15 protein-coding genes and 4 pseudogenes are annotated in these 24255 nt (G+C 58.5%); 7 read left to right on the forward strand and 12 right to left on the reverse strand.

The features are described 5' to 3' along the window. Positions 1–272: 272 nt before the first annotated feature. Positions 273–962, forward strand: a complete 690-nt coding sequence (locus tag AC1DD5_RS21800) for an SDR family NAD(P)-dependent oxidoreductase (RefSeq protein WP_477522751.1) — start codon at positions 273–275, stop codon at positions 960–962. 261 nt (positions 963–1223) lie between these two features. Then, positions 1224–1355: pseudogene (locus tag AC1DD5_RS21805) on the forward strand (IS481 family transposase); the annotation flags it as partial. On the opposite strand, the pseudogene AC1DD5_RS21810 reads toward AC1DD5_RS21805, so the two are convergent. Continuing rightward, positions 1343–1801, reverse strand: a pseudogene (locus AC1DD5_RS21810) (IS110 family transposase); the annotation flags it as partial. The pseudogenes AC1DD5_RS21805 and AC1DD5_RS21810 overlap by 13 nt on opposite strands. Positions 1802–2306: 505 nt before the next feature. Between AC1DD5_RS21810 and AC1DD5_RS21815 the strand changes: the two are divergent. The 4 genes from AC1DD5_RS21815 (at position 2307) to AC1DD5_RS21830 (ending at position 8741) form a co-directional block, all read left to right on the forward strand. Beyond that, positions 2307–3581, forward strand: coding sequence for an ABC transporter substrate-binding protein (locus AC1DD5_RS21815; protein WP_477522752.1), 1275 nt, complete (start codon positions 2307–2309; stop codon positions 3579–3581). 184 nt (positions 3582–3765) lie between these two features. Continuing rightward, positions 3766–4332, forward strand: a complete 567-nt coding sequence (locus AC1DD5_RS21820) for a cupin domain-containing protein (RefSeq protein ID WP_477522753.1) — start codon at positions 3766–3768, stop codon at positions 4330–4332. A 411-nt stretch (positions 4333–4743) separates the two neighbouring features. Continuing rightward, the gene (locus AC1DD5_RS21825) at positions 4744–6786 is read left to right on the forward strand and encodes a hydantoinase/oxoprolinase family protein (protein ID WP_477522783.1); all 2043 of its coding nucleotides are present in this window, start codon (positions 4744–4746) and stop codon (positions 6784–6786) included. Then, positions 6783–8741, forward strand: a complete 1959-nt coding sequence (locus tag AC1DD5_RS21830; protein WP_477522754.1) for a hydantoinase B/oxoprolinase family protein — start codon at positions 6783–6785, stop codon at positions 8739–8741. The genes AC1DD5_RS21825 and AC1DD5_RS21830 overlap by 4 nt, the downstream gene beginning before the upstream one ends. A 328-nt stretch (positions 8742–9069) precedes the next feature. On the opposite strand, the pseudogene AC1DD5_RS21835 reads toward AC1DD5_RS21830, so the two are convergent. From AC1DD5_RS21835 to AC1DD5_RS21885, 11 genes and pseudogenes are all read right to left on the reverse strand, one after another. Next, positions 9070–9397 (reverse strand): annotated as a pseudogene (locus tag AC1DD5_RS21835) (VOC family protein); the annotation flags it as partial. A gap of 918 nt (positions 9398–10315) precedes the next feature. Further along, positions 10316–10552, reverse strand: a complete 237-nt coding sequence (locus AC1DD5_RS21840) for a DUF2188 domain-containing protein (RefSeq protein WP_477522755.1) — start codon at positions 10550–10552, stop codon at positions 10316–10318. 170 nt (positions 10553–10722) lie between these two features. Next, complete coding sequence (locus tag AC1DD5_RS21845) at positions 10723–11274, reverse strand: DUF4192 family protein (RefSeq protein ID WP_477522756.1); 552 nt, start codon at positions 11272–11274, stop codon at positions 10723–10725. 93 nt (positions 11275–11367) lie between these two features. Beyond that, positions 11368–11754, reverse strand: a complete 387-nt coding sequence (locus AC1DD5_RS21850; protein ID WP_477522757.1) for a DUF4192 family protein — start codon at positions 11752–11754, stop codon at positions 11368–11370. A 1143-nt stretch (positions 11755–12897) separates the two neighbouring features. Then, on the reverse strand, positions 12898–13935 hold the full coding sequence (locus tag AC1DD5_RS21855) for an LPO_1073/Vpar_1526 family protein (protein ID WP_477522784.1): 1038 nt from the start codon (positions 13933–13935) through the stop codon (positions 12898–12900). A gap of 1185 nt (positions 13936–15120) precedes the next feature. Next, a pseudogene (locus AC1DD5_RS21860) lies at positions 15121–15451 on the reverse strand (YnfA family protein). A 790-nt stretch (positions 15452–16241) separates the two neighbouring features. Then, positions 16242–17708 carry an arylsulfatase gene (locus AC1DD5_RS21865; protein ID WP_477522758.1) on the reverse strand — a complete coding sequence of 489 codons (1467 nt, stop codon included), beginning with the start codon at positions 17706–17708 and terminating at the stop codon, positions 16242–16244. A 43-nt stretch (positions 17709–17751) separates the two neighbouring features. Further along, complete coding sequence (locus AC1DD5_RS21870) at positions 17752–20187, reverse strand: glycoside hydrolase family 2 TIM barrel-domain containing protein (protein ID WP_477516792.1); 2436 nt, start codon at positions 20185–20187, stop codon at positions 17752–17754. 47 nt (positions 20188–20234) lie between these two features. Continuing rightward, positions 20235–21149 (reverse strand): carbohydrate ABC transporter permease, encoded by a 915-nt coding sequence (locus AC1DD5_RS21875; protein ID WP_442017882.1) that lies wholly within the window; start codon positions 21147–21149, stop codon positions 20235–20237. After that, the gene (locus AC1DD5_RS21880) at positions 21146–22105 is read right to left on the reverse strand and encodes a carbohydrate ABC transporter permease (RefSeq protein ID WP_442017883.1); all 960 of its coding nucleotides are present in this window, start codon (positions 22103–22105) and stop codon (positions 21146–21148) included. Before AC1DD5_RS21880 ends, AC1DD5_RS21875 begins: the two co-directional genes overlap by 4 nt. A 75-nt stretch (positions 22106–22180) precedes the next feature. After that, the gene (locus AC1DD5_RS21885) at positions 22181–23374 is read right to left on the reverse strand and encodes an ABC transporter substrate-binding protein (protein WP_442017884.1); all 1194 of its coding nucleotides are present in this window, start codon (positions 23372–23374) and stop codon (positions 22181–22183) included. A gap of 504 nt (positions 23375–23878) precedes the next feature. Between AC1DD5_RS21885 and AC1DD5_RS21890 the strand changes: the two genes are divergently transcribed. Next, on the forward strand, positions 23879–24001 hold the full coding sequence (locus AC1DD5_RS21890) for a hypothetical protein (protein ID WP_477522759.1): 123 nt from the start codon (positions 23879–23881) through the stop codon (positions 23999–24001). The last annotated feature ends 254 nt before the right edge of the window (positions 24002–24255 follow it).

The following is a 24255-nucleotide window of genomic DNA, read 5'->3' on the forward strand; positions in this document are numbered from 1 at the left end:
GGGAACGACCCTCTACGACCTACTCGAATTCGGCTCGTATTCCGCGGTTGCGGTGCTTGCCCTGATAATGGCCGCCGTTTCGCTAGTCGGGCTCGGTCTTGCCTTCCTGCTAGGCGGCCGGGGCGCCCTGAAAGGCCTCTAGAGGGAGAGAAAGCAGGCCCCGAGGATGCCTACTGCCTCGGGGGAGGCCGCGTGTTCCCCTTGTTGAGGGCATTGCGGACGCAAATCTGTCTCCTGAGGCATTCCTCGCAACAACAATGATTGGAAGCTCGATGACTGGACACAATGGACGAATAGCTGTCGTCACCGGCGGGATGAGTGGGCTCGGTGAGGCCTTCACCGCTCGCCTGCGTCAGGACGGAATCACCGTCTACACGATCGACCTGGTCCCGGAAGCGGACTACAGCCTCGATATCTCCGATTCCTCCGCCGTCGCGGATGCCGCTCGACAAATCGGACCCGTTGACATTCTAGTGAACAGCGCAGGGAAGGAGCGCTCCGGACCTTCGGTACTGGAAACCTCCGACGAGGACTGGGATCTCATGCTCCGCGTGAACGCCGCGGGTACGTTCTACGCCTGCCGTGCTTTCATCCCCGGGATGATCGACAAGGGTTGGGGTCGGGTCGTCAACATCGCCAGCATGGCTGGGAAAGAAGGCAATCCGTATAACGGTGCCTATTCAGCCAGCAAGGCTGCGGTGATCGCACTGACGAAATCGATCGCAAAAGAACTGGCAACCACGGGAGTCCTCGTCAACGCCGTGGCGCCCGCCGTGTTCGAGACTCCAATCCTCAAAGGAGCCGATCCGGACACGCTGAAAGCCGTGAGCCAAAAGATCCCGATGAACCGGATGGGACGGCCTGAGGAGGCCGCCGAGCTGATCGCGTTCCTCTGCTCCGACCGGGCTAGCTTCTCCACGGGATTCACCTACGACCTTTCTGGCGGCCGCGCTACCTACTGAGGGTCGTCGATGCCACTCGGGGCAGTTCGTCAATCTAGTTGTACTGCCCAGGGAGGTTGGTTGAGGCCGTGTGAGGACACGGCGTGAGATTTCCGGGATGACGAAGGGCTCCCGGTGTGGAGTGGAGCTGTCTAAGAAACCGCTGCACACCTAGGAGGCCTTCGTGTCCCACGCTAACGCAATGCTGACCCCATAAGCCCGTTTGAAGCTTGCCCCATTGGTCGGTGACCACCATTGGACGGTCAGCGAAGCAGCAAAGCTCTTCATCGTCTCCTGGCCCGGCTGCGCTACATCGACCGGATCACTGGAGAACCGATCCGCCGCTACGAACACACAGCCCCAGGCGAGATGCTCCACGTCGATGTCATCAAGTTCGGGAACATGCCTTGGGGTAACAGGAGCTTGGAGATCCGATGCCAGCATCGCATCAGATCACCGCGGACATCTTCACGGGAGCGGACCAAATCGCGAGCTGCTCCCGGCTCTACCGAGGGAATCTGGACTGCCGTGACTTCACCGAGTTTGAGCAACCGGGCCAGGTGCAGGGCATCCTTCGCGTCGGTTTTGACCCGATCACCCGAGGGGCGCTGGAGCTTAGACGGGGCCGCGACAACGGTATCGATGCCGGAAGAGAGGAGGAACCTGGCCAAGCCGAAACCGATCGGACCCGCCTCGTAAACGACCTTGACCGGCGGAGGCAGCGAGATGATTCAGGCGAGAATCTCATCCCGGTCCGGCGTCAGACGGTGCCGGAAAACTTCCCCGCTCAGGCCATCCAACGCGCAGGCTACGACACTCCTGGCATGGACATCCAGTCCAACGCTTGTACGCTCGAACATAGCTGGAACCTCCAAACTTCAAATGTGGCTCTACTTGTCCGCCAAGTGTGGCAGGCAACCCACGTCTTGCTTTGAAAGGAGGTTCCAGCCCACCTTGAACACACTTCCCGGGTCCTTCTGATAGTGGCCATCACCGCCCCGGCGCGGACCCGGCGCGCCCCCACCCTCGACCGTAACCCTGCCCGATCAAACGGGGCGCACCGGTGTCCGGCCCGGCGAAAATGGCCTTCAGAAGGAACCGCACCCGAGCCCACGGGCGGCCGAGTTCCTCCTAGCCGTATCGTCTAGGCCGCGCACGAGCAGACCTGCCGCAACGAGTTCGATCGGTGGACAACTGGGTAGCGGGGGTGCTATGTGCCCCTGACACGTTTGACCCAAGCGTGGTGGGCGGTGTTGATCTGCTTCAGGATTTCCTAGCAAATCATTCCGTGCACCAGCAGGTAGGCCGCGACGAACACCGAACCGATAGGAGGGCCAGCAGGCGAGGATCGCTCGCGGCTGCCTCTTGCACAAGTTCCACCGGCCTCCGAAGGATCTGCCCGGCATCGTTGTTAACTTTTTTCAGAAAGAAATTAAGTTTCCTTGCAATCGTATCCAACCCTCCTATACGTTGATTTTGCCGAATGGGGGAGGCCGGATTCCCGAAGACGTGGATTCGAATCCATTGTGGATGGAGGACATAGCTGTGAAAAAGACCAGGGCCGTAATGGTGCATGGATGCCTACTTGTCGCGGGAGGGCTGCTCGCGCTGACAGGATGCGCATCAGCAGGGGCCGGTTCTTCAACGAGCAATTCGGGCGCGAACCCGGCTGACGCGTCGAACAAGATCATGGACCCATCGGAATGGTCGAAGGTAGTGGACGCCGCCAACAAGGAGGGCGAGCTGACCATCTACGGGCTTCTCAGCCCGAGTATGTCCGATCCGCTCCCGGCGGCATTCCAGAAGGATTACCCGAATATCAAGTTAACCTATGTTCGCTCGACCCCGGCAGATATCACAGCGCGAGTCGACGCCGAGCTCGCCGCTGGGAACGTGGGTGCGGACGTTGTCGACATCCTGGATCATCCGACTTTCGATGGATACGCGAACAAGGGGGCTTTGCTGCCGCTCACCGTTCCGGCGCTGGGTGATCCAAAGGTCGATCGAGCGAACAATCAGCGCACCCCGTACGTGGTAACGATGGGCAGCGCCGTCTATGCGTGGGCGTGGAACACGAAGTTGATGCCGAAGGGCATCAACTCCTGGCAGGACCTCTTGAACGTGGACCCGTCGCATCTGGGGGTGACAGACCCCTCGATCAGTCCGACCGTGGCCTCGGTACTCCAAACGACGGAAAAGCCCCAGACCGGTGGTTCGGCGTTCCTTGACAAGCTGACCTCAAAGGGCGCGCCGCGCAGCTATCCTGGCTCAAACCCACAAATCGCGGCGATGGCCGCAGGGGAGATCTCCGCGACGATGCCCGTGCCCGCGGGGAACGTGGCGTCGGTCAAGGCCACCGGTGCGCCGGTCGACTACAAGATCTACCCGAACGCCGGGAGTATTCGCAACGAGGTGGTGGTGTTGAAGGCGGGCAAGCACCCGAATGCAGCGCAGGTGTACGTGAACTGGCTCCTGGGCGAGGCCGGTCAGACGATTATTGCCAAAGGCATGTACCCCGTTCGCGAGGGTGTGCCCGGGCTGATTCAAACCAATGGAGCCACGCTGGAAGAGATCCCGCAGATCACGACCGCCGAGGCCAAAGCATTCCAGCAGCGATGGAAGAAGCTACTCGGCCAGTAAGGCCCCTTGTGAGTCTGATCAACGGGGATGAAGACACTGATGAGAAGCAGAGTAAATCTCATGGAGTCCGAGCTAACGCTCAAGTCTGCCGCTGACGGCATTGACAATAGCATCGCCGAGAAAGTCAATAAATAGGCTCTGTTTCAAGATCCCACCGCACGAAGTACGAAGAAAGAGAATTCTCGTGGAAAACGCTGACGTAATTCGAAAAGTCAAGGCAGTGGTGACCGAGGTAGACGATGCGGGTATCTCCCGCTTTCGATCGACCGACCTCATAGAGCCCGCATTCGTACGAACTCCCGTAGGGGATGGGAGCAAGGAACGGACGGGAATCTCGTGGCAGGTCTGGGGTACATCGGACGGCGTCCCGGTCTTCCAGGACCCAGCAGAACCAGTGGCCGGCACTAATTTTCCGGGTCCAGGGGGAACGCGTTTCTCGGTCTTTTCCATTCCTCCTGATTTGTCGGTTACTGATGTAGTCGACCGCCCGGACGAGTCGTCTGGCGACGCTTTAGGGGTTGCGGCTACGCACGAGACAGCGGGTGATGCGGCATTCCATACGTCGAACACCATCGACTACATCTTCGTCGTTGACGGAGAGATTGAGCTGGAGCTCGACGGCGGAAGGCGCGAGTTGCTCACCCGCGGCGACTGTCTGGTCCAACGCGGAACCCGCCACGCATGGCGGAACGTCTCCACCGCGCCGGCGGTGATGGCGTGTGTCATTGTCGGCGTGGAGGGTGGTCGGTAATTGACAATCACTCCTTCTAACTCGCGCGCGTTGCGTCCGTCCACGGACGGCTCACGCCCCGGACCTTCAACGCACCGTGAAGGAATCCATCGATTGGCGTCTGAAGTTCACCGGTTTTCGCCTGACAAGAGCATTTGCCAAGCTTCAAAAGAAGCACTGAATAGAGAGGAGCCGTGCAATGGTGCATTATCCGAGGCCGTCGAGTTTGACTGTGGAGCAAGCTCGTGAACCTGTCGCGGCGGTTTGTTCACACTGTCAAAGCACAGATATCCGTCGCTATCCGGTGACTTCGGAGGGCGGGTGGTTCCTCACAATCCGGTGCCAGGAGTGCTTGGCCGAGGTCGATCGTGAGAGGTGGACCATGTTTGGGCCACTTGAATTTTTCGCTGACCGAGTGGAGGCCCTTCGGTGATGTTCTCAGTGGACGTCGGCGGGACGTTTACAGATGTGGTTGCTGTTTCGGGGTCGGTTATTCGGACCGTGAAAGTGTCGACCGATTACTCGGCTATCTACGACGCGGTAGTGGGCGGCGCAAAAGAGCTCGGGCTGGAGAATGGCACGATATTCAATCATGCGAGTACGCATGGGCTGAATGCTGTTATCACCCGCAAGCTACCGAAGATCGGCGTGCTAGCAACCGTAGGACACCGCGACACACTCGACCACGGCTCGGTCTTCCGCCCCATGAAGGCGCTGCTGGACCCGAACTGGCGTCGTGAGTTCGGAGATGCGCGCCGTCCTCTGGTTGAGCGTTACCTGCGCCGGACCATTCACGAGCGGATCAAAGCAGACGGCTCGGTGTTGTTCACGCTGGACGAAGATCAGGCGCGTGCCGAGATCAATGTGCTCGCCAAATGCAATGTTGAAGGCGTGGCTATCACCCTGATGAACTCCTACGTGAATGACACGAATGAGCTACGGCTCCGTGAGCTCGTGCGTGAAATTCTGGGTGACATTCCTGTGTCCATCTCGAGCGAGGTCTCGCCTATCGCGCATGAATACGCGCGGGCTTCGACGACGACGATCGATGCTTGTATGAAGATTCTTTTTTCGGACTACATCGAAAAGCTACAGGGTGGCCTGAGTAACGCGGGATTTAACGGCGCGCTCAATTTCGCCGATTGCGCGGCGACACTTGTTCCAGCGGACAGAGCTCTGATCCAACCGTTCCGGATCGTCTTCGCTGGTCCAGCTGCAGGGACAGTCGCGAGTGCCGATTTTGGCCGAATGATTGGTGAGCAGGATCTGCTGTGTTCCGATGTCGGCGGTACGTCATGCGACATTTCGCTGGTGACAAACGGCGCCCCGTACTTGAGCACGACGTTTGAGTTGGAGCATGATCTCGTCGTCAGTGCCTTGGCCAACGATGTCACCTCCGTCGGCGCCGGCGGCGGCAGCATCGTTCAGATTGGATCGTCAGGCGAGCTGCAGGTCGGGCCGGATAGCGCTGGTTCAACGCCTGGCCCCGCATGCTATGGCAAGGGGGGAACTCAGCCGACAACGACGGACACATGCCTATTGGCCGGCATCATCGAACCCGCTGGGTTTGCCGACGGCAGGATTGCTCTCGATATCGACAAGTCGCGGGAAGCGTTCGAGGCACTGGACACTGACTTCACGTATCAGGAGCGAGTTCGCTACGCGTACGAACTCGGTCTCCATAACCTCGCGGAGGCGATGACGAACGTTGCCATCAAGAACGGCATCGACCCCCGCGAGTACTCTCTTATGGCGTACGGCGCGGCTGGTCCGATGCTGCTTCCGGCAACACTGGACCTCGTGCACGCCAAGTCCGTGATCGTGCCCCCGCACCCCGGATTGTTCTCCGCGCTCGGGCTCCTGGCAGCAGAGCAGGTCTACACGAGCAACCGTGGCGCTTACACGTTCCTCGTGCCTGAGAACGCCGCTAAGATCGATGCCATCTACGCCGATATGGAGCAGGCTCTTCTGGAATCCCTCGACACCGATCGCGAGGTCACCATCGTCCGGTCGCTCGATGCACGACTAGCGGGCCAAGAGTTCGACATGCCGTTCATCGAGGTTCCGGACGGGTTGGTCGACGCAGATGCGATAGCAGCGATTATTCGAAACTTTCACGATACCTATTTCGCCCGGACCGGCAGCAGGTTCGAAGCTTTCGCTGTTGAAGGTGTGACGTATCGGATCCAGGCAACGGTGGCATCCGAGAAGGTCGAGTACCCCCAGCTTCCGGCTCGTGGTGCCCAGCCTTTGAGCCCCGTGCGGAGTACCACAATCCAGCTCATTGTGGACACGCCTGTACAGGTGCCTGTGTACAACCGGCTCGATCTGTGCGCTGGGGACCGCATTGAGGGTCCGGCGATCGTGTCCGAAAAGCTATCCACTACCCATATCACGGCTGGTCAGCGCGTGGATGTCGGGCTCCACGGTGAGCTCGTCATCACATCCGCGGCGTCGAGAGGAGAACAGAAGTGACCATCACCAATGAGCAGCCGTCTGGGACCGTGCACGAGACATTCCTCCGCGCTCTGACCAACGAGGAATTCGTTCAGAGGTACGGAGCTGACAGGTTCACTACCTCCCTTCTGAACACAAAATCTACGTATGCCGTGCAAAATATGGCGACGGCTTTCCGGCGGCAGGCCTTCTCCCCGATAGTTTCGCTCGTATACGACTTCTCCTGTGTCATTGTTGGGCCTCGCGAAGTCGACTATGCGATGGGTGCCATTAGTGACGGTTTGCCTACCTTCATCGGTGCAATGACGGAGTCTGTACGCAACACCGTCGAAGAATATGGATACGACGACCTGCGCGAAGGTGACATCCTCGTCGGTAATGACCCGTACCGGATCGGCGGGCACGTCAATGACCTGTGCTTCATCAAGCCGATCTTCGTTGACGACACGATTGTTTCGTTCGTCGCGATGAAGGTGCACCAGCTCGATTTCGGCGGCGTCACGCCCGGGGGATTCAGCGCTTCAAAGCGAAGCACTTACGAAGATGGGCTTGTCCTTCCGCCGATGCTGATGTGGTCGCAAGGTAAGGCGGTTCGGCAGACGTTCTCGCTGCTGTTCGACAACACCAGGTGGGCAGAATTAATCCTTCCCGACTTATTTGCGACACAAACGCAGTTAGGGTTCGGAGAGAGGATGATCCTGGAAATTATCGACCGTTATGGTCTCGAACCGTACCTGGGATCCATTCGATATGCGACTGATGCTTCCGCAGAGAGGATGGCCGAAGCCATTGCCGAACTTCCCGACGGCGACTACACGGGATCGTCTGTTGTCGACGCGGACGGCGTCGATGAAACGGAAACGTATGCGATCAAGGTAGCGCTGCGCGTGCGGGGTTCAAAAATTGAGGCGGACCTGTCAGGAACCTCTCGGCAGGCACGCACGGGAATTAACTGCACGTTTATCGACGCTAAGAATGCGATCGGGTGTGGACTCAGCATGCTCCTCTCCCCGGGCATCGCATTCACCTCGGGCAATTGGCGCAACATCGACGTGGTTTGCCCTCCTGGATCGATCGTTTCTGCAATGCCGCCCGACGGGGCAGTAACAATGTACTTCTATGCAACTGCCTCGCTTCTGAGTGCTGTGAGCAACGCGCTAGCGGATGCGCTCGGTCCTCGGGCGGTGGGCGGAGATCTCGGCCGGAATGTCCATAACACCGTCGGCGTGCGGCCCGATGGGAGCCAGTGGTCGACCGTCGGGGCATTCGGGGGAGAACAGGGCCCCTGGGGGGCGTCGGAGGTAGGCGATGGAGAGAACTACATCATCTCGATACTCGCCAACATTTCGTCCCTGGGGTTTGAGCCCATCGAGGCGAGTGTGCCGGTCGTAGCGCTGTTTAACCAAGCTGTCATCGATTCCGGCGGTCCTGGATATCACCGCGGGGGCATGGCGATGTCGCGCGACTCGCTGTGGCTCACGGACAGCACGCATTTTCCGTGTCCGGTGACGTTGACGGGGTCAGGCGGTTTCGGTGTTAACGGCGGAAAGGCCGGAATAACCGGAGCAGCCTGGACCTTCGCGCCGACAGTCGCCGCTATCGCGGAGCGACAGCAACTGCTCTCGCATAGCGCCGAAACTCTAACGTCCTCCGATCCGATCGCCGGTGTCCTCGACCCGGAAACCAAACTGCAGGATGGGAAAGACGGCAAGTACTTCTACTTCGGTACCCGACCGACGTGGGACCTGCCAGCCGGATCCGTGCTCCGCAGCATGACAAACGGGGGCGGCGGATGGGGCGACCCCTTCACTCGTGAAGAAGAACGGGTTCTCGCCGACGTGCGCAACGAGTATGTGAGCATCGTCGGGGCGGCGCGTGACTACGGCGTCGTCGTGGTCGGAGATCCCGAGACTGACCCTGAAGGTCTCACGGTTGATGTCGATGCGACAGTAAGGCTCAGAGAACGCAGTTGATCGCTCGGGATGGACTGGCGGGTAATCGGCTCGGGTAAGCGGACCGTGCCTTCGGCCATCGTTCGCCTTGTGTGTGCACCGCGAGCAGCATCGAGAGCACAACGTGCCCGATTTTTGTATCTAAGACGCGGTCCTTGCCGCAGCGCGGGCATGGCGCCCTCGCTGCCTGCTCGCGGATCCGACGTATGCGCTCACAGCAGTACTCCCGGGCGATGAACCCGACCGGTGCTCCGCATCCGGCGCAGTCTCGTTGTCTCTTGCCCATCGGCGACAAGCGCTTCGTCGGTGCGGGGCTGGTCGCGATCGGGCCGATAACCGCTCCCTGGGGCTCGGCGACGATGCCGACGGGCCCTGTTGCGCGGACAGAGTGGCCGACGCCCTTGGTAAAACCTTCCTTGCAGCGCTCAACCCGGCAGCGGCAGCCGAGCTCGCGGTTAGTAGGCCTCGGCGGCGTCCACTTCGGCGGTGGACTTCACCCGGTAGGCGAAGGCGGCGACGGCGGCGATGGGTCGCTTGCGGAGCACCAGGTTGTGATGGATGAACTCTTCGAGGGAGCGCAGGTAGATAGCGTTCTCGTCTTCTTCGGTGACGTGCAGGCCAAGGACGTCCACATAAAACTCGCGCGACCTGGCGAGGTCGGTCACCACGATGTCCATGTATGCTCAGCGGACGATGTCCGGTGCCAGGACTGAAGGGGTGGGAACGAAGTTGGTCATGATGGTCTCTCTTCTTTGAGCAGTTAAGGGGGAAGTTTGGCTGTCGCTGGTTGCTGCAGCGTCTTCGACGTTACCGAACTTGGATTGGCCGCAGGAACACCTACTTCATAAAGCTTCGGCGCCCAGCTCCTCGACACGAATGATGCCGCCAGCTTCGATTGCGTCGAGAACACACTCTGACACCGTGAAACCTGTCGCCAGACTTCCGGCAACGAGAATCAATCAACAGGGGCCGAGGCCGTTCGCTTCGGCCCCTGTTGTCAGTGCCTGCACGCTGATGTACCTGCGCACACCGCCCACCTGCTGGTGGCAAGACCGCCGATCGGCTTGGGTCCGGCTTGCTGGAACATGGCGCGCCTACAACGCTGAACCGGACAGAGCCCCTGTTCGAGCCAATTGGCGATGTCGACCTGACCTACGGCAGACGGGCCAAGAGTCTCTGTCGGACCACAGCAGGGCAGGCGATGATCGCTCGGAACGTATCTTGACCGGCTGATGTTAGCCGCAGACTGAGCTGGTCCGAAACCTTGAAGCGACGGTCGGCGTTCATCACCCACCTATAGCCAGAATGCGTCAGATAGTCGCAGAACATCACCACGGCATTGCTATACGAGCGTAACGTCTCCAGGCTAATCGGCTTCTCACCGGAACGCAGTCCTGCTAGGAAATCATATTTCGTGAAGGAACGGGAGTTCTCCCAGCTACTCCTACTCCCGTGCTTTAAAAGCCGACAACGAAGATTCCGTCAACCAAATCTGAGCACGGTATAGATGACGGATCTAGTTTCGATGGCTCTTCATGCTCAGCCGTCGCGGCCGTAAGGTCGGGGTCCCGGTGGAACCCGGGACCCGGACCCTCTTATCCAGGCGTATTCCGCGGATCGTTACCAGGAGCGATCGTGTCTTTTGCCCTGATCTTGTTGTCCGTACCGTGGATGTTCAATTCGCCGCCCCCGGAACGGTACAGATAACCCCGAGCAGCATCGATAGCCGCAGCCTGGGTTTCGTGAACAGAAGAAGCGCGGGACGAGCCTTCGCGCTCGGCCTTCCAGCCGTCTTCACCCGGAACTACGTGGTAGGAATTTCGTTCAGCCATGTAATCACCCCCAGACGTTTGCTGATGGATGCAAGCTACCAAACGGGACCGACATATCCGGTCGTGTCCGGCGAAATATCGCCCCGAACTAGCAAGTTCTGTGCCTTGAATCAGGGCATGCGCCGATATTTGCCGTTCGGTTAACCTGCTCAGACTCGGACAAATGTGGCTTAGGGCATGTCGAGTTGGGTTTTGTAGGCGGTGTCTCTGTTGGTGTTCCAGCCGGCGATGATGCCGGCTCCGAGCATTTGGTCGGTGAGTCGGGCGAAGCGGTAGCCGGGGTCGGTGTCGAGGGCGAGTTGGAGGTATTGGTGTGCTTTGGAGCCTCGGCCTTGCCACCAGTTGATGTAGCCGATGGTGGTGAGGATGGGTGCTGCGTGTTGGGGGCTGGTTCTGGTGTAGGCGTGGAGGAGGAGTTGTTGAGCCCATTCGATGCGTGACCATTTTGGTGGGGTGTTGGTTTGGGCGAAGAGGATGTGTTGGGGTGGTTCGTTGATGCCGGGGATGTCGGCCATGAGTCGGTCGCGGATGTGAGGGAACTGGAAGTACGCGATGAGGCTGACGCAGTTTTCGTCGGTGGGGAAGTCCTTTGACTCGAGCATTCTTGTCCAGAGCAGGCTCGCTTCTCGTGCGGCATCATCAGGGGGTTGTGTGCGGATGGTGTGCATGCGTTCTTCGACGGCGGTTGATTTTGCTGTTTCTTGTGTCGCGGTTGGGAGCATGATTTTGTTGGTGGGTTCGATGGTGCTGCCGCGGTAGATGAATTCGGCGTTGACCTGGCTGTACTCAGTGGAACTGATGGGGAGGCTGATGTCCTACCCGGGCTCGCTGTCATAGGGGGAGTAGGCGTCGTCGCTGACGAAGATTCCGTCGCGGATGGTGATGCCTTTTTCGGCGAGTACTCCGGTAAGAGCGGCGATGGTGGCAGCATGCGGCTTCAGTTGCCCGGGCTCGCAGTAACTCGAGGTGTAGACGGCGAAAATGATGCTCGATGCGGTGGTGTCGCTGGTCAGGTAGCTGCTGACGGTTCGGGCGTAGGGGAGTTCGTTTCCGGGTTGGCAGGGGAGGTCGATGCGGAGGGTAGCGCCGATTTTGTTGTTGTCCAGGGTGATGCAGACCAGGCTTTCCGTGGGCCAAAAACCTAGGGTGTGTCCGATGAAGCTGAGCAGGTCGGCGGGGTCTTTGATGGTGAGCTCATTCATTGTCCTGTTCCTTTGCCTTGTGAGTTTGTGCCTGTGGTCGTTGGTCTTGCTGGCCGTTCTGATAGGGGACCTGTGCGCTGGGAACGGGGCTGGAGTGCAGCTTGGGGGACCGGGGCAGGGCGGAAAGTTGGGGAGGAGGGGAGCGACGCAGGAGCGCCGAGCGAAGTTTCCGGTTCGGTTCCGGCGCGGTAGCGCCCTGGTTGCGCGGAGGACCCGCCCAGCGATGATCGGAATATCAGAATGACAAACAGCGGTGTTGCTTCTGGCCTTTCATGGGCGGACGTGCCCTCCACGCCATGACGTCAGCGCTACTATCTTGGGCACGGAAGCCACGGGAGTGGGGGTTGGCCAGGGCGCAAGTTGCAGGTGCATCTACGTCAGCGTTGTGCGCCTGGCATCGAAATGTCAGGCCGCCGCTGAGGATCATTTTCAAGCCGTGGTGCTTATCGGGCGTCGTAGATTTGCCGATGGGACGCGCCAAGGCGGTGTACCTGGGTGAGTGGTGTGCTGGTTCTGTGCACGCAGACATATGCGCCGTTATCGGTAGCTGCCAAACACCTTCCAAGAACTGGATGAGTATGAGCGTTTTTGTGTCCCTGTACGTGCCGTTTGGGGCACGGGGTCCTACGCGCCCTATCCGCAGGATGGCAGGATCAACACGATCGTATGGGCCTTTCACCACTTCTCGTCAATGAGGCGGCCGGTCAGCGGCCGCGTGGGTCGAGCTCTCGCGATGAATAACAAAGTGTGGTTCAGGATTTCTCTGAATTCTTCAGATCACGCGATTCGGCCCTGAGCCCTTTGATCTCCTCCAGTTCCCAACGCGTCAGATCGTCTTTGCAGACACTCAAAACCCCGAGCGCCGGTCAGTGCCATCGACGCAGCAGGGTGCGTGATCAAGCGGTCCAAAGAAATGCGCATCACGAACACGAACTCTTGGGGCCCATAGGAGGCCCGGAACTTGCATGCAAAGGGAGCAGAGAAAGGATCCTGAAGGCGCGTTTTCGCCGCAACCGCCGCTGTGCCCGTAGGAGGAACGGAACGTAGTGCATGGGGTATCGCCGGCTCAAGCCCACGGCCTGTGGGTGCTGCCGTTCCGGGGTCCTCCCGCCCAAACACACCGGGCTATGAACCCAAGGAGGATCATAATAGCCAGGTGCCGAGGTCTTCGTCAGCCCCGGTGACTCGCTTCCAATAGGAGTGCCCGATAGCTAGCCCAACAGAAGTTAGGGTCAATCCCTTCAACAGGTCCCACGACTTAGCCACATCTTGGATGCCGGGGTTATGAGCGGCTGCTTCAGCCATCACCTCATGACCCTGCATGCGGCCGTTTTTTGCAAGTGATTTCAACTCCTCTTGAAGCTCTGTTATGCCCAGCTTCTCGGTCATCTCGACGATGTCGTCCGCGCAGATGCCAGCGATCTGGAAGTTGGTGGGCTCGCGAAGAGAGGGCACAAAGATGGTGTTGAAGTGAGGAGAATTCTTCAGCGCTTCGGGGATGATTTCGTGCGGGAAGCCGCGTGTGAATAGCCCCCCGGAGCCGTTAATCAGTCCATTCGCGAATGGGTACTCGGCTAAAGAACTTGAACCCGCACCTACGTACTCTATGTGCAATACGTCCTGCCGCAGTTGCGGGATTTCGCCACCGATGGCAACAATTTCATCGACGTAGGTTTTCATGAAGTCGTCGACCGTGTTCGATGTCGTCCGGGTATACCGAAGGAGGAATACCAGGGCGATCGACCGGCGCTGTGAAGCGGTGAGTTTGGGTGCGGATGCAATTGCCTCGTTCAATACAAGTGTTTTCAGCGAACGATCAATTTGCACGGTTCTGTCCACTAGCAGGTCTATGAGGACCGTTTCCAAATCCTCATCGCCCGAGCGTGCGTAGGACTTTTGAGCCTCGAACATAACGCTTTGAACATCTGGATCAGCGAGATTGCCTAGGGCACTGGGGTTCTTTGCCGTTAGCTGCGCTAAATATTCGGTGGTGATGTGTTCTGCTCTGGCGTTGGCAACTTCTTTGGCAAGTTCCCGAAGCTGGGGAGCGTTGGCGTAGTAGACGTCGAGTGCGATTTGACGCACCTCGGGGTAGGACAACCCATAATTGTTGATGTTGCCCCCGGCCTGATAAACCGTTGCACCATCACCGGTAGTAAGTTCTTGGTTACGGGGTATCATCTTCACCACCCAATCTGATATCCCTGCCGGCTTGGTAGATGCGCGAGCTATCGCCAGCAGTAATGGACTGGGAAGCCGTAGGTCTCCTTGGCGATTCCGGGTCCCTGCCAGTGAAGCTGGGAATCATCATGGCAACCCCGAGAACAAGGACGATGACGAAGGCAATCCCCGGCCAAGGCCACAATGAGTCATCGCCAGGGGACTCCAGAATGTAGATCCAGAAAGGAAAAGCTGCGCTGCCTCCCAGACTTAGAATCAGACCGCCAATCTGAAAGAAGCGCTCTCTCTTGCCCAAACCCAAATACCAGCCCCATCTAATTAATTCGATTGTTTCATGCCAGAGGAAGGCCCGAAGTAAGGCCAGCTCGCCGTGGAATCGAGGCAGGGAAAGGTTGCCCGTTCGGGATCTAACTATAGGTCCCTGCGCAACTAGTGTTGGCGTGGTAGGCCTGCGTGTTTCTCTTGCCGGCCACAGGCAAAGTCATTTCGGCGTCGTGCGTCAACCCTGCTGCCGTCCTTGGGTGCTCGAAGGAGGCTAAAAAAGAAGTGTGGACAATGTCCACACTTCTCGCCCCGGGCTGGCCCGTACAGCCGTCGGACTGGCCCGGATTCCTTACGTTTCCGCCACTTCCCAGTGCTACCAAGGCCGGGAATCCCGTTCGAGTCCCACCTCGGGCACGGCATACCCCCTCGTCAGAGGGGGTATTTGCTTTAACGTGTGTACATTCTGGTTGGTCAGGTCCCTCTGACACTGGCCGCGGGGTGTGCCTGGCGCCGCGAGTCGCCTGTGAAGTTGTGGGGAGCGGGTTCAGGGTCTTGGCTGGTGGGCCCTCCGCTTGCTCTGAACTGGGGCTATAGGTTCCTTTATCGATCCGTCTGGTCGGCCGTGGTTGGCCTACACCTCTTCATGGGTAGAAGGACTGGGCGCAACATGACTTCAAGATCCTGCGTCTCGATCGCTTGGCTTAGGCTCGTTCCTAGAGCGAGAAGGCCGGGCAAGCGAACGCTTTGTCAGGCCAAAGGAGGTGTGGACATTGTCCACACTTAAATCTGCTTTTTGGGCGGGCAGGTATGCTTCGGATTTTTTACTCACACAGCTTCATTGATGGTCGCAATCACGACGACATGATTGGGTTTGAGGACAGGGACTCTGCAGCGGACGGTTGGCCCTGGCCGTAAGCGCGTCTACAGAGCAACCCGTGCCCAAATCCCCTGCCAGTGGGCCTCTCCTAGGGCGGGCGAGAACATGATCACGGCAACGCCCAGCAGGCAGACCAGGGAACCAATGATGTCCCAACGATCGTGACGGAAAACCGTCCAAGATCATGCCACATGCGAGTGATTCTGCGACGAGAAAGCCACCATAAGCGGCTAGGATCCTGCCAAGGTGCGCGTCGGGCTGCAGGGTGGCGACGAAACCATAGATCCCCGAGGCTATGATGCCGAGACCGGACCACCAGGCTTTGCCTTCCCGCACCGCTTGCCACAGCAGCCACGCGCCCCCGATTTCAGCCATAGCAGCGAGTGCGAACAACAACACGGACTTGGCAATTGGGCATGACACATCCTGTCATTTGTGGGGACTGGTCATGATTCCAGACCTTGATGGAGGATAAAAGCAGTAGGAGAACCAGCAGCGGCATAAGAACGAGACAGGGAACGAGTCCCCACCGACGATGGTCCTCGTGATGGAGCCTAATGTCATCGTGACCAAGAAGGGCTTGTTCTGGCCCAGGACAGCGAAGCTCTTGTCTCTACTGAAGCGGACGAAGGCCCCGAGCATGGGCGGGCAGGGACCGGCAGGGAGAGTCTGTCGGCGATTTTGATGTCGGTGCCCTTGGCGCACCATCGCCGACCATGACCGTGACCAAAGAGGCTGGCTCGAGGCGCGCTCAATAGTGCTGCCGCACCAAAGACACCGCGGTATCGATCCGGGGATGGTGGTGAAGCAGAAATGCGTCGGCTGTTCAAACCACTTCGTTCCAAGCTATTTTACGGCGATACGATCATTTCGGTGAACACCAGCTTGCAACAGAAAGCCGGGGCATCTCATCCAGGGAAGTCTTGCCAGCCATGTGGCCTGCTCCATTCGCAGTCCGTCGGCGGCAGCGGTCGAACCAGTGGGCACCGGCTCACATGCTGCGGCGAGAGAGATTTCAGCCGGTCGTATCTGTGCCCGGACTGAGGGCGGCAACGTCCACGAAGATTGCTTGTGGCTGCCTGGGCTATCAGGAAGTCCGCAACCTGTCTGATTACCGCGGGGGCGCTGCGGCTATAAACGTTCTCCCCTCACTTCGCCTCCCAGCCTACGATTGTTTTGGAAGCAGCGTAACGACGGCCTGTCCAGGTACTAGCTGGCCCGACTGCACAAACTCCTCCGGACGACCAGAGAGTTCGGCGATGAGGCTGGCTCGAAGTTTAAGGAGCTCCGTGTGGCAACCGGGGTCTTCACTGAGATTCCGGGTTTCCGCGGGGTCATTGTGGAGGTCGAAAAGTTGCTCGTTTCCATTCTTCGAGAACCAGATGTATTTCCATCTGCCTGCTCGCACCCACTGGATGGACTGGCCTAGGAGTACGTGCTCACCATGTAGGTAGGGCCGCAATTCAGCATTGTTGCCCTGCTGGTCAGCTTGCGTAAGGCCGAAGAGGCTAATGCCGTCGATGCTTCCGGGCACTGGAAGATGTGCCGCGTCGAGCAGAGTAGGCATCAAGTCACGAAGTTCAACGACGGCATCGACCCGCTGTCCGCCACGTATTCCCGGGCCGGATATTAGCAACGGCACGCGAGATGACCCCTCGTACGGATATCCTTTACGCCAGAGGTCGTGATCACCCAGCATCTCACCGTGGTCGGACGTAAATACGATGTACGTGTCTTCCTTCAACCCGAACTCTCGAAGTACCTCCATGAAGCGGGCAACCTGATGATCGATATGCGTGATGTTGCCGTAATAACCGGCACGGGCCCGGTTCAAAGTCTGCTGATCGTATGCCGCTACGTGGGCGTCTGGCCGATTATCCGTCCTATACCACTCAAGGTCAGCAACCCAGTCGCCCATTGGGGGTTCATGATCTGGAAGGTTCAAATACTGTTCAAACGCCCATGCTGGCGGATTATATGGCGGGTGCGGGCGGTGGAAGGAGAGGTATAGGAAGAATGGAACGGTTGGGTCTCGGCGGTATAACCACGAGATTGCTTCTGTCACGACCCAGTTGGTGGGGTGAAGGGATTCCGAGCGGGACCAGGGACGTGCGACAACTGAGTTGCAATTTATGCCGTCGTCAAAATAGTCCGAAACTGCGCTTTCTCCCGCTTGGCTGCGCAGCCAAACCAGATAGTCGTCGTACCAATCGACTTCGCGACCGCGTTTCCTGGCAAAATTTAGGTATCCGTCATGAAGAATAACGTTGTTAAACCCAATGCGTCCGCGTTCAGGGTAGTAATGCATTTTCCCGATCGCCTGTGTTTGATATCCAGCCTTCGTGAACTCTCCCGGGAGTGTTACGGAAAGGTCGAAATCAACGCCGTCGGTATAGCCAACCCTTCTGTGGGAACGGGCGGCAAGTCCCGTCATCAGGGCCATGCGGGCAGGAACACAGGTTGGCGTGGATGAATAAGCATTCGAGAAATTTGCGCCTTCTGCGGCGACTGCGTCCAGATAAGGTGTCCTGACAATTGGATGACCGTTGATGGAGAGGCAGTCTCCCCTCCATTGATCGGTACAGATGAGGACTACATTGGGAGTGCGCGCCGTCGAGCTAGCTTGAGTCATATAATTTCACCTTTGCATTCCGCTTCTTAAAAGCTCGTACCGTCTATGTCTCCTGTGGGATTACTAATGTCGCGTCCGGATAGCCGTCAGCTCTGACTGTGATCGTCACGGGGCCTGGCTGGGCTCCGGCACGAACGACCGCGAGGGCTTGGCCGTGATAGGTGAACGCGACATTTCCAAGGTAGTCGCAGGGGGCTTCAGGATTGGCCGATCCTAATCCCTGCAGTGTCGCAGGCCCTTGCACGGTGACGGCTACTTCCACATCTGTATTCGGATTGGGGCGGTTTTCCTCGTCCACCAGCGTGATCTCTAAGTGCACGAGGTCGACAGTGTTGGCGGTGACCGCGGACCGGTCGGCTGAAAGCCTCAGTTTGGCTGGCCTGTTAGCCGTTCTTAGCTCCCGGCGGCCCAGTTCGGCGCCGTCGCGGTACGAAACGACTTCCAGGCGCCCGGGTTCGAATGGGATAGCCGCCTGTACAAGGTAGTCGCGGTTCACTCCAACCTTTTCGGTGGCCACAACTGCTCCGTTCAGGACGAACTGTACTTCATCACCGGAGGCGTAGGCTTCGACGTGGATGGGAGTTCCTGGAGTGACATCCCAGGTCCAGGACGGTACAACATCTGACCAGGTCCAGGCTTTGGGTTCGATCACATATCCGTCATCGCGGGGTTTTCGTACGGCAATGTAGGGGACATCGGTCAGTCCAAAGACGATTTCTCGGTAGTAGGAGATGGGCTTGCGGTGGCCTATGAGGTCGATGTCTCCGCACACGGCGGCGATCCATGGGTAGGGGGCGCGATGTTCCTGGAAATCTTCGGGGTACACGTGCCTACCCGTACCGACCTCACCCAGGAAGTCCCACCCGGTCCAGGTGAAATCACCGACTACGTTGTTTCTGGCGAGAATCATCTTCCATAGCCGATCAATGTGTGTCGGAAATGATTCTGAGTTGAAGTAAATGCGACGGGGGAATTCGTCTTGGTCGACTTCATAGCGCGCGTCTCCATAATTCAGACCAACGATATCGAGCACGGATGCCGGCTCCAGCAGCCGCTCTCCGAGAAGTTCCGAGGCCATGACCCTGTTCATGAGGTGTGTTACCTGGCCCAGGTAGTCGTTGAGCCCGCGAATCGTGGAGCTGTCCTGGTCTACCTCGGCGCGGAGTTCCGGGACTTTGTCCCTGGCCATGTACATGCCCTGCAAAGCATGGGTCACGATCCGGGTTGGGTCCTGCTCACGGGTACGCTCTGCAAGCAACCGCCCCCACCGGGCGCCATGCCGGGTTCCCGCCTCAATAATTTCGTTTCCGATGGAGTACATGATGACGCTCGGATGATTGAAATCCTTCGCCACCATGGCGTCGATATCACGCTCCCACCACTGGGGGAATGATCGGGAGTAGTCATCTGTGGATTTGGACACCGCCCACATGTCGAACGCCTCGTCGAACACCAGCATGCCCAGCCGATCACAGGCGTCGAGCATCGCCACACTGATCGGATTGTGTGCCGAGCGTATCGCGTTGAAGCCCGCATCCTTCATCCGCTGAACCCGCCGCACAGCGGCGTCGGCGAATTCCGCTGCTCCGAGCACCCCATGATCGTGGTGGACCGCCGCGCCTCGGAGTTTGATGGTCTCTCCGTTCAGGCGGAGCCCGCGGATGGGGTCAACTGCGAGGCTCCGGATGCCAAACGTCGTTGATTCACGGTCGATGGGTCCGTTCTCGTCCTGGAGGGTAACGGTTGCGCGGTAAAGAGCGGGATTATCCGGGCTCCACAGGGACGGATGCCGCACATACGTCCGCTGATGGGAAGTCAATGTTTCGTATGGCAGGAGCGTGACACGGGATTTTTCTGAGACCACTTCCGCACCTGTGTCGTCACAAAGTTCGAGCACAACATCGACGGTACGAGTAGTTGCCCCTTTATTGGCGATTGTTGATCTCACCACGACAGTGGCAAGCTCTTCATCAACGTCGGGGGTGGACACCCGCAATCCGGTGGGGATGATATGGACAAGTTCACCGATAAGAAGATGCACCGGGCGGTAGAGCCCTCCGCCTGGATACCAGCGTGAATCTTCATGGGAACGTGCGTCAACACGGATGGTGTTGGTCTCTCCGTAGTTCAGGAAGGGGTCTGCCTCGATGTGGAACGAGGAGTATCCGTTGCTCCACTGGCCAGCAAAAGCTCCGTTGAGGTAGACCATGGCGTCCCGGTGAACGCCCTCGAATTCAAAAGTGATGCGTTTGGTCGCCCAGTCGGAAGGGACATCGAATAGCTTCTCGTATGTCCAGGAGCCGCCGTCGAAGTAGCCGGTTGGTGCTCCGCCTGTCCCATCCGCCGTTCGGCCGCTGGCGAGCATTGCATCGTGCGGGAGGTCGACGAGATTGTCACTTGGCGGGGCTACCCGAATCGCTTCATGGACTGAAACTAGAGGGCCAAACTGCCACTCTCGGTTGAACGGGATGCGTTTCATCTACTGTTCCTTCATTTCATGGTTTGCCGTCTTTGTTCAGACGGCACTTATTTCACTCCGCCTGCGGCGAGGTCGGAGCGCCAGTAGCGCTGAAGGATGGAGAAAGCGATGAGCAGTGGAATCACGGCCAGGAGGGATCCTGTGATCGTGATGTGGTAAGAGATTCCCTCGTTCAGACGCTCACGCCAATTGACAAGGCCAACTGACAGGGGCTGAAGGGTGTCGTTGTTGAGCATGAGCACGGGCAGGAGGTAGTTGCTCCAGATTGCGACGAACTGGTACAGGAAAACAGTCACCAGGGCGGGCGACATGATGGGCAGACCGATCCGCCAAAAAATCCGGGCTTCATTGGCACCGTCGATACGGGCTGCTTCGAGGAGTTCGTTGGGGATGGCTTGTTTTGCGTACGTGGCAGCGAGGAATACTCCGAAAGGGCTTACGAGACTGGGCAGGAGAACTGACCAGTAGGTGTTGACCAACTGGATTTCGCTGAACATCAGATACAGGGGGAGCGCGAAGAGGATCGCGGGCACGAGAACGGCGGCCAGGATGATGTTGAAGACCAGCTTTCGGCCGGGGAACTCATACTTGCCCAGAGCATAGCCGGCCATAGCTGCGAACACGGTGGCGATGGCGGCACCTCCGACGCAGTAGAGCACCGTATTTCCCGTCCAGACGGCGAAGATACCGTTTTGCTGCGCGAAAACGTCAGCGATGTTTTCCCATAAATTGAAGTCGGAGAACAGCATGGGATTGGTCGTGAACATGTCTCCCCTGCTTTTCGTTGCGCTGACGATAAGCCACCAGAGGGGCACCAGGCTGTAGACCGCGAATGCGGCCATCACGACGAAGGAGAACGTGCGCGCCGAGAACGGGACGCGTTGTTGGCGCCATGGCATTCGACTGGTTCCGCGGGACTGCGTTGGGCGCCGGACTGTCGTGCGCGGGGGAGCGGTGGTCATGAGTCAGCTTCCTTTCGCTGAGTGAATTTGAGGAATCCGAACGACAGGACCAAAGCAACTAGGGCCAGGATGACCGATTGAGCGGCTGCCAGGTTGTAGTTGTTGGATGCGGCCTGTTGTTGCGCCGCCATGATCGGCGTGAACGTCGAGGAGATTCCTGGTGCCACTTTGGACAGGATCGCGGGATCGTTGTACAGCTGGACAGTGCCAATGATCGAGAAAACGGCGGTGAGGATGATGGCTGGCCGCACTGCGGGGATTTTGATGTGCCATGCGGTGGCCCACCATCCGGCCCCGTCCAGGCTCGCGGCTTCGGTCAGGTCTTCAGGAACTGCCCGTAGCGCCGAGTAGATGATCAGCATCTGGAAGCCTGTAAAGCCCCAGGTCATCATGTTCCCGATCGAGAAGAAGACCATGTTGTTGGCAAGGAAGTTGACGTCGATGCCGATGGCCCTCAGCCATCCGCTGAGAGGCCCGAGATCCGGCTGATACAGGAACGACCACATGATCGCCGCGATGACGCCGGGGAAAGCGTACGGCAGGAAGTAAATCAGTCGGAATCCGCGCCGGAAGGGTGAGAAGGCAGAGTCCAAAAGAAGCGCCAGGAATAACGCAATGGTCAGCATGAGAGGGACCTGCACGATCCCGATCAAAAATACGCGTCCGAAGGAGGCTATGAAGTCGCCGTTCTGCAGCGCGACCAGATAGTTCCCGAAGCCCGCGAAGATGCTCTTGGAACTCCCGACGCCAAGGCCGCTGCGTTCCGTTTTGAAGAAGCTCTGGTAAATCGCGTAGAAGATGGGAGCAACCTTCATGGATAAGAACATGATCGCGAACGGTACCAGGAAGAGCAGCGCAGACACCGTGGTCTTCCGGCTCAACCGTGATTTGCGGGGCTTAGCTGTTGTCGTTCCTGGTTGCACGGGCCGCTGTGCGGAGAGGGTGGGTGCCTTCATGGCTAATCCTTTTGGTGATGAATGGAGCCCGCGGCACCCAGCTGGCTTCACAACTGGGCGCCGCGGGTTGGGGCTTTACTCCTTGACGCTCAAACCCTGGCTTTTCAGGTCAGCGATCGTGGATTTCTGGAGTGTGTCAAGCAACTCAGAGATGGTTCCCTGTCCCGAGCCGATGACTTTCAGACCGTCATTCAACTTGGGTTGAAGGCTGGTCATGTTCGGACCCCACACCCACTGCTCCGGTATGTTGCTCGCGGCTGTGGAGAAAATTTCAGCGGTCTTGTCAGAATTAATGAAGAAGTCCGACCCTGCTGTTAGCGCAGGCAATTTCTGGCCACTGATGGCTGCCGGGTAGATGCCCGTATCATTGATCAGGCTTGTCACGCTCTCCGCGTTGGTCGTCATCCATACCGCGGCCTCAGTGGCTTCTTTCGGGTTCTTGCACCCCTTCAAAACAGAGACTGACCCGCCGCCGCGGTTGCCGGAAACCTTTTCGCCTTCCTTCCACTGAGGCATGGGGGCTACTGCCATCTTGCCTTTGAGTCCTGGAGCGTTCTTCTCCAAGAGGGCGCCGGTCCATGCAGCACTGACGTAGGAAAGTATCCGTCCGCTCTGGAGGTTGGTGTACCAGGCCTGGTCGAAGGCTGGCTCGGGGACAACGAGCTTCTTGTCAGCCAAACCCTGCCAGTACTTTGCCACCTTCTTTGACGGGTCATCGTTGAGGGACACCTTCCAGGCATCATCTGCTGTACTGAACCATTGGGCCCCGGCCTGTTGAGAAAGCGCGCCGAGGTCGTAGGTGTTCAGCGGGAAGGTGGCCAAGTAGGCAGCAGGATCCTTCGCCTTCACCTTTTCGGCATCAGCTTGGAATTCGTCCCAGGTTTTCGGAACTTCAATACCGTACTGCTGGAACAAATCTGCCCGGTAGTAGAGTGCCATGGGTCCCAGACCCACGGGAATGCCGTAGACGTTTCCGCCGAGGCTGGAAAGCTGCCATGCCACAGGTGAGTACTGGTCTTTGCTGCCTTCGGCATACTTGGTGATGTCCTCAAGCGAACCCGACGCCGCAAAGCTGGGAATGGTGTCGAAGCTGATCTGGCCAAGGCACGGAGCGTTGCCGGCTTGGACAGCGTTCAGCATCTTTGAGTAGCCGCCGGCCGAACCCGCGGAAATCTGGGTGTACTTGATCTGGACATCTTTGTGTGCAGCGTTGAAGATCGCGACTGACTTCTCCTGGCCAATCGCCGCCCCCCAGTACTCGATGGTCACTGGTTCACCGGCAGGGCCAGTCTCGGCCGGGCTAGAGCTGCTTGAACAGCCCGTTAGAGCGGTTGCAGTCAAAATGGCAACGGCTGCCGCCGCGCATGTGTACCAACGTGGTGCCATTGAAACTCCTACTATCTATGTCCCCTGTGGGATTGGTGAGTTATTCGTGTAGCAGCGCTTGCCCGGATCTGGTGCCTGGCGGCCCCTAATCAGCCGTTCGATAGCATCTGGGTCGTGGTTTCGCTTCGTGGCCACCCGGTCGGCGGTCAGGTTCTGGCCGCCGGGGGCGGTCCCAGAGGTTGGGAGCCGGAACGAGTTGAGATCCAAAACCTGTCTCTCATTAAGACGAGTATGAAGCTGTCGACCGCTACAAGGTACTGACTTCATCACGGCCATTAATTGTGAGATGAATCTCGTAATTGGGAAAACTATCTCACTCCGGGAATGCCTTGTCAATGCCTTTAGGCCGCTCCGAGGTTGTGATTGCTAGCGTCAGGCGCCCTGGGCTTGTTTCACGAAAAAGGAACCCCGCTCGCGACGTGGCCTATCGCCACGCCGCGCCTGGCGAACAGCAATATTGGCCGCGGAAACGACGGCAAGGAGTCCGCCGAGGCCCTCCCGCAGCAATGACGGCTCTCCTCAAGTCCGCGTCTCTGCGGTCTCAATCTCTCGGTTATGGACGAGGGCCCCGAAGGGTCTTCGGGCCTCGCAACGTCCGTGTGCGAGTCCCTGAAAGCGCGCAGCCTCGAAGCCCGGCCCTGGCACCAGCCCTGGAAGTGAACTCATGCTGGACTTTGCTGTGGAAATATTGTACTAATTGGTAAACTATTCCTACTTTCCGCACCCACACTATCGATCTGCGACTCAGCAGGAATCAGGATGAC

This window comes from Paenarthrobacter sp. 10L420 (assembly GCF_056395385.1).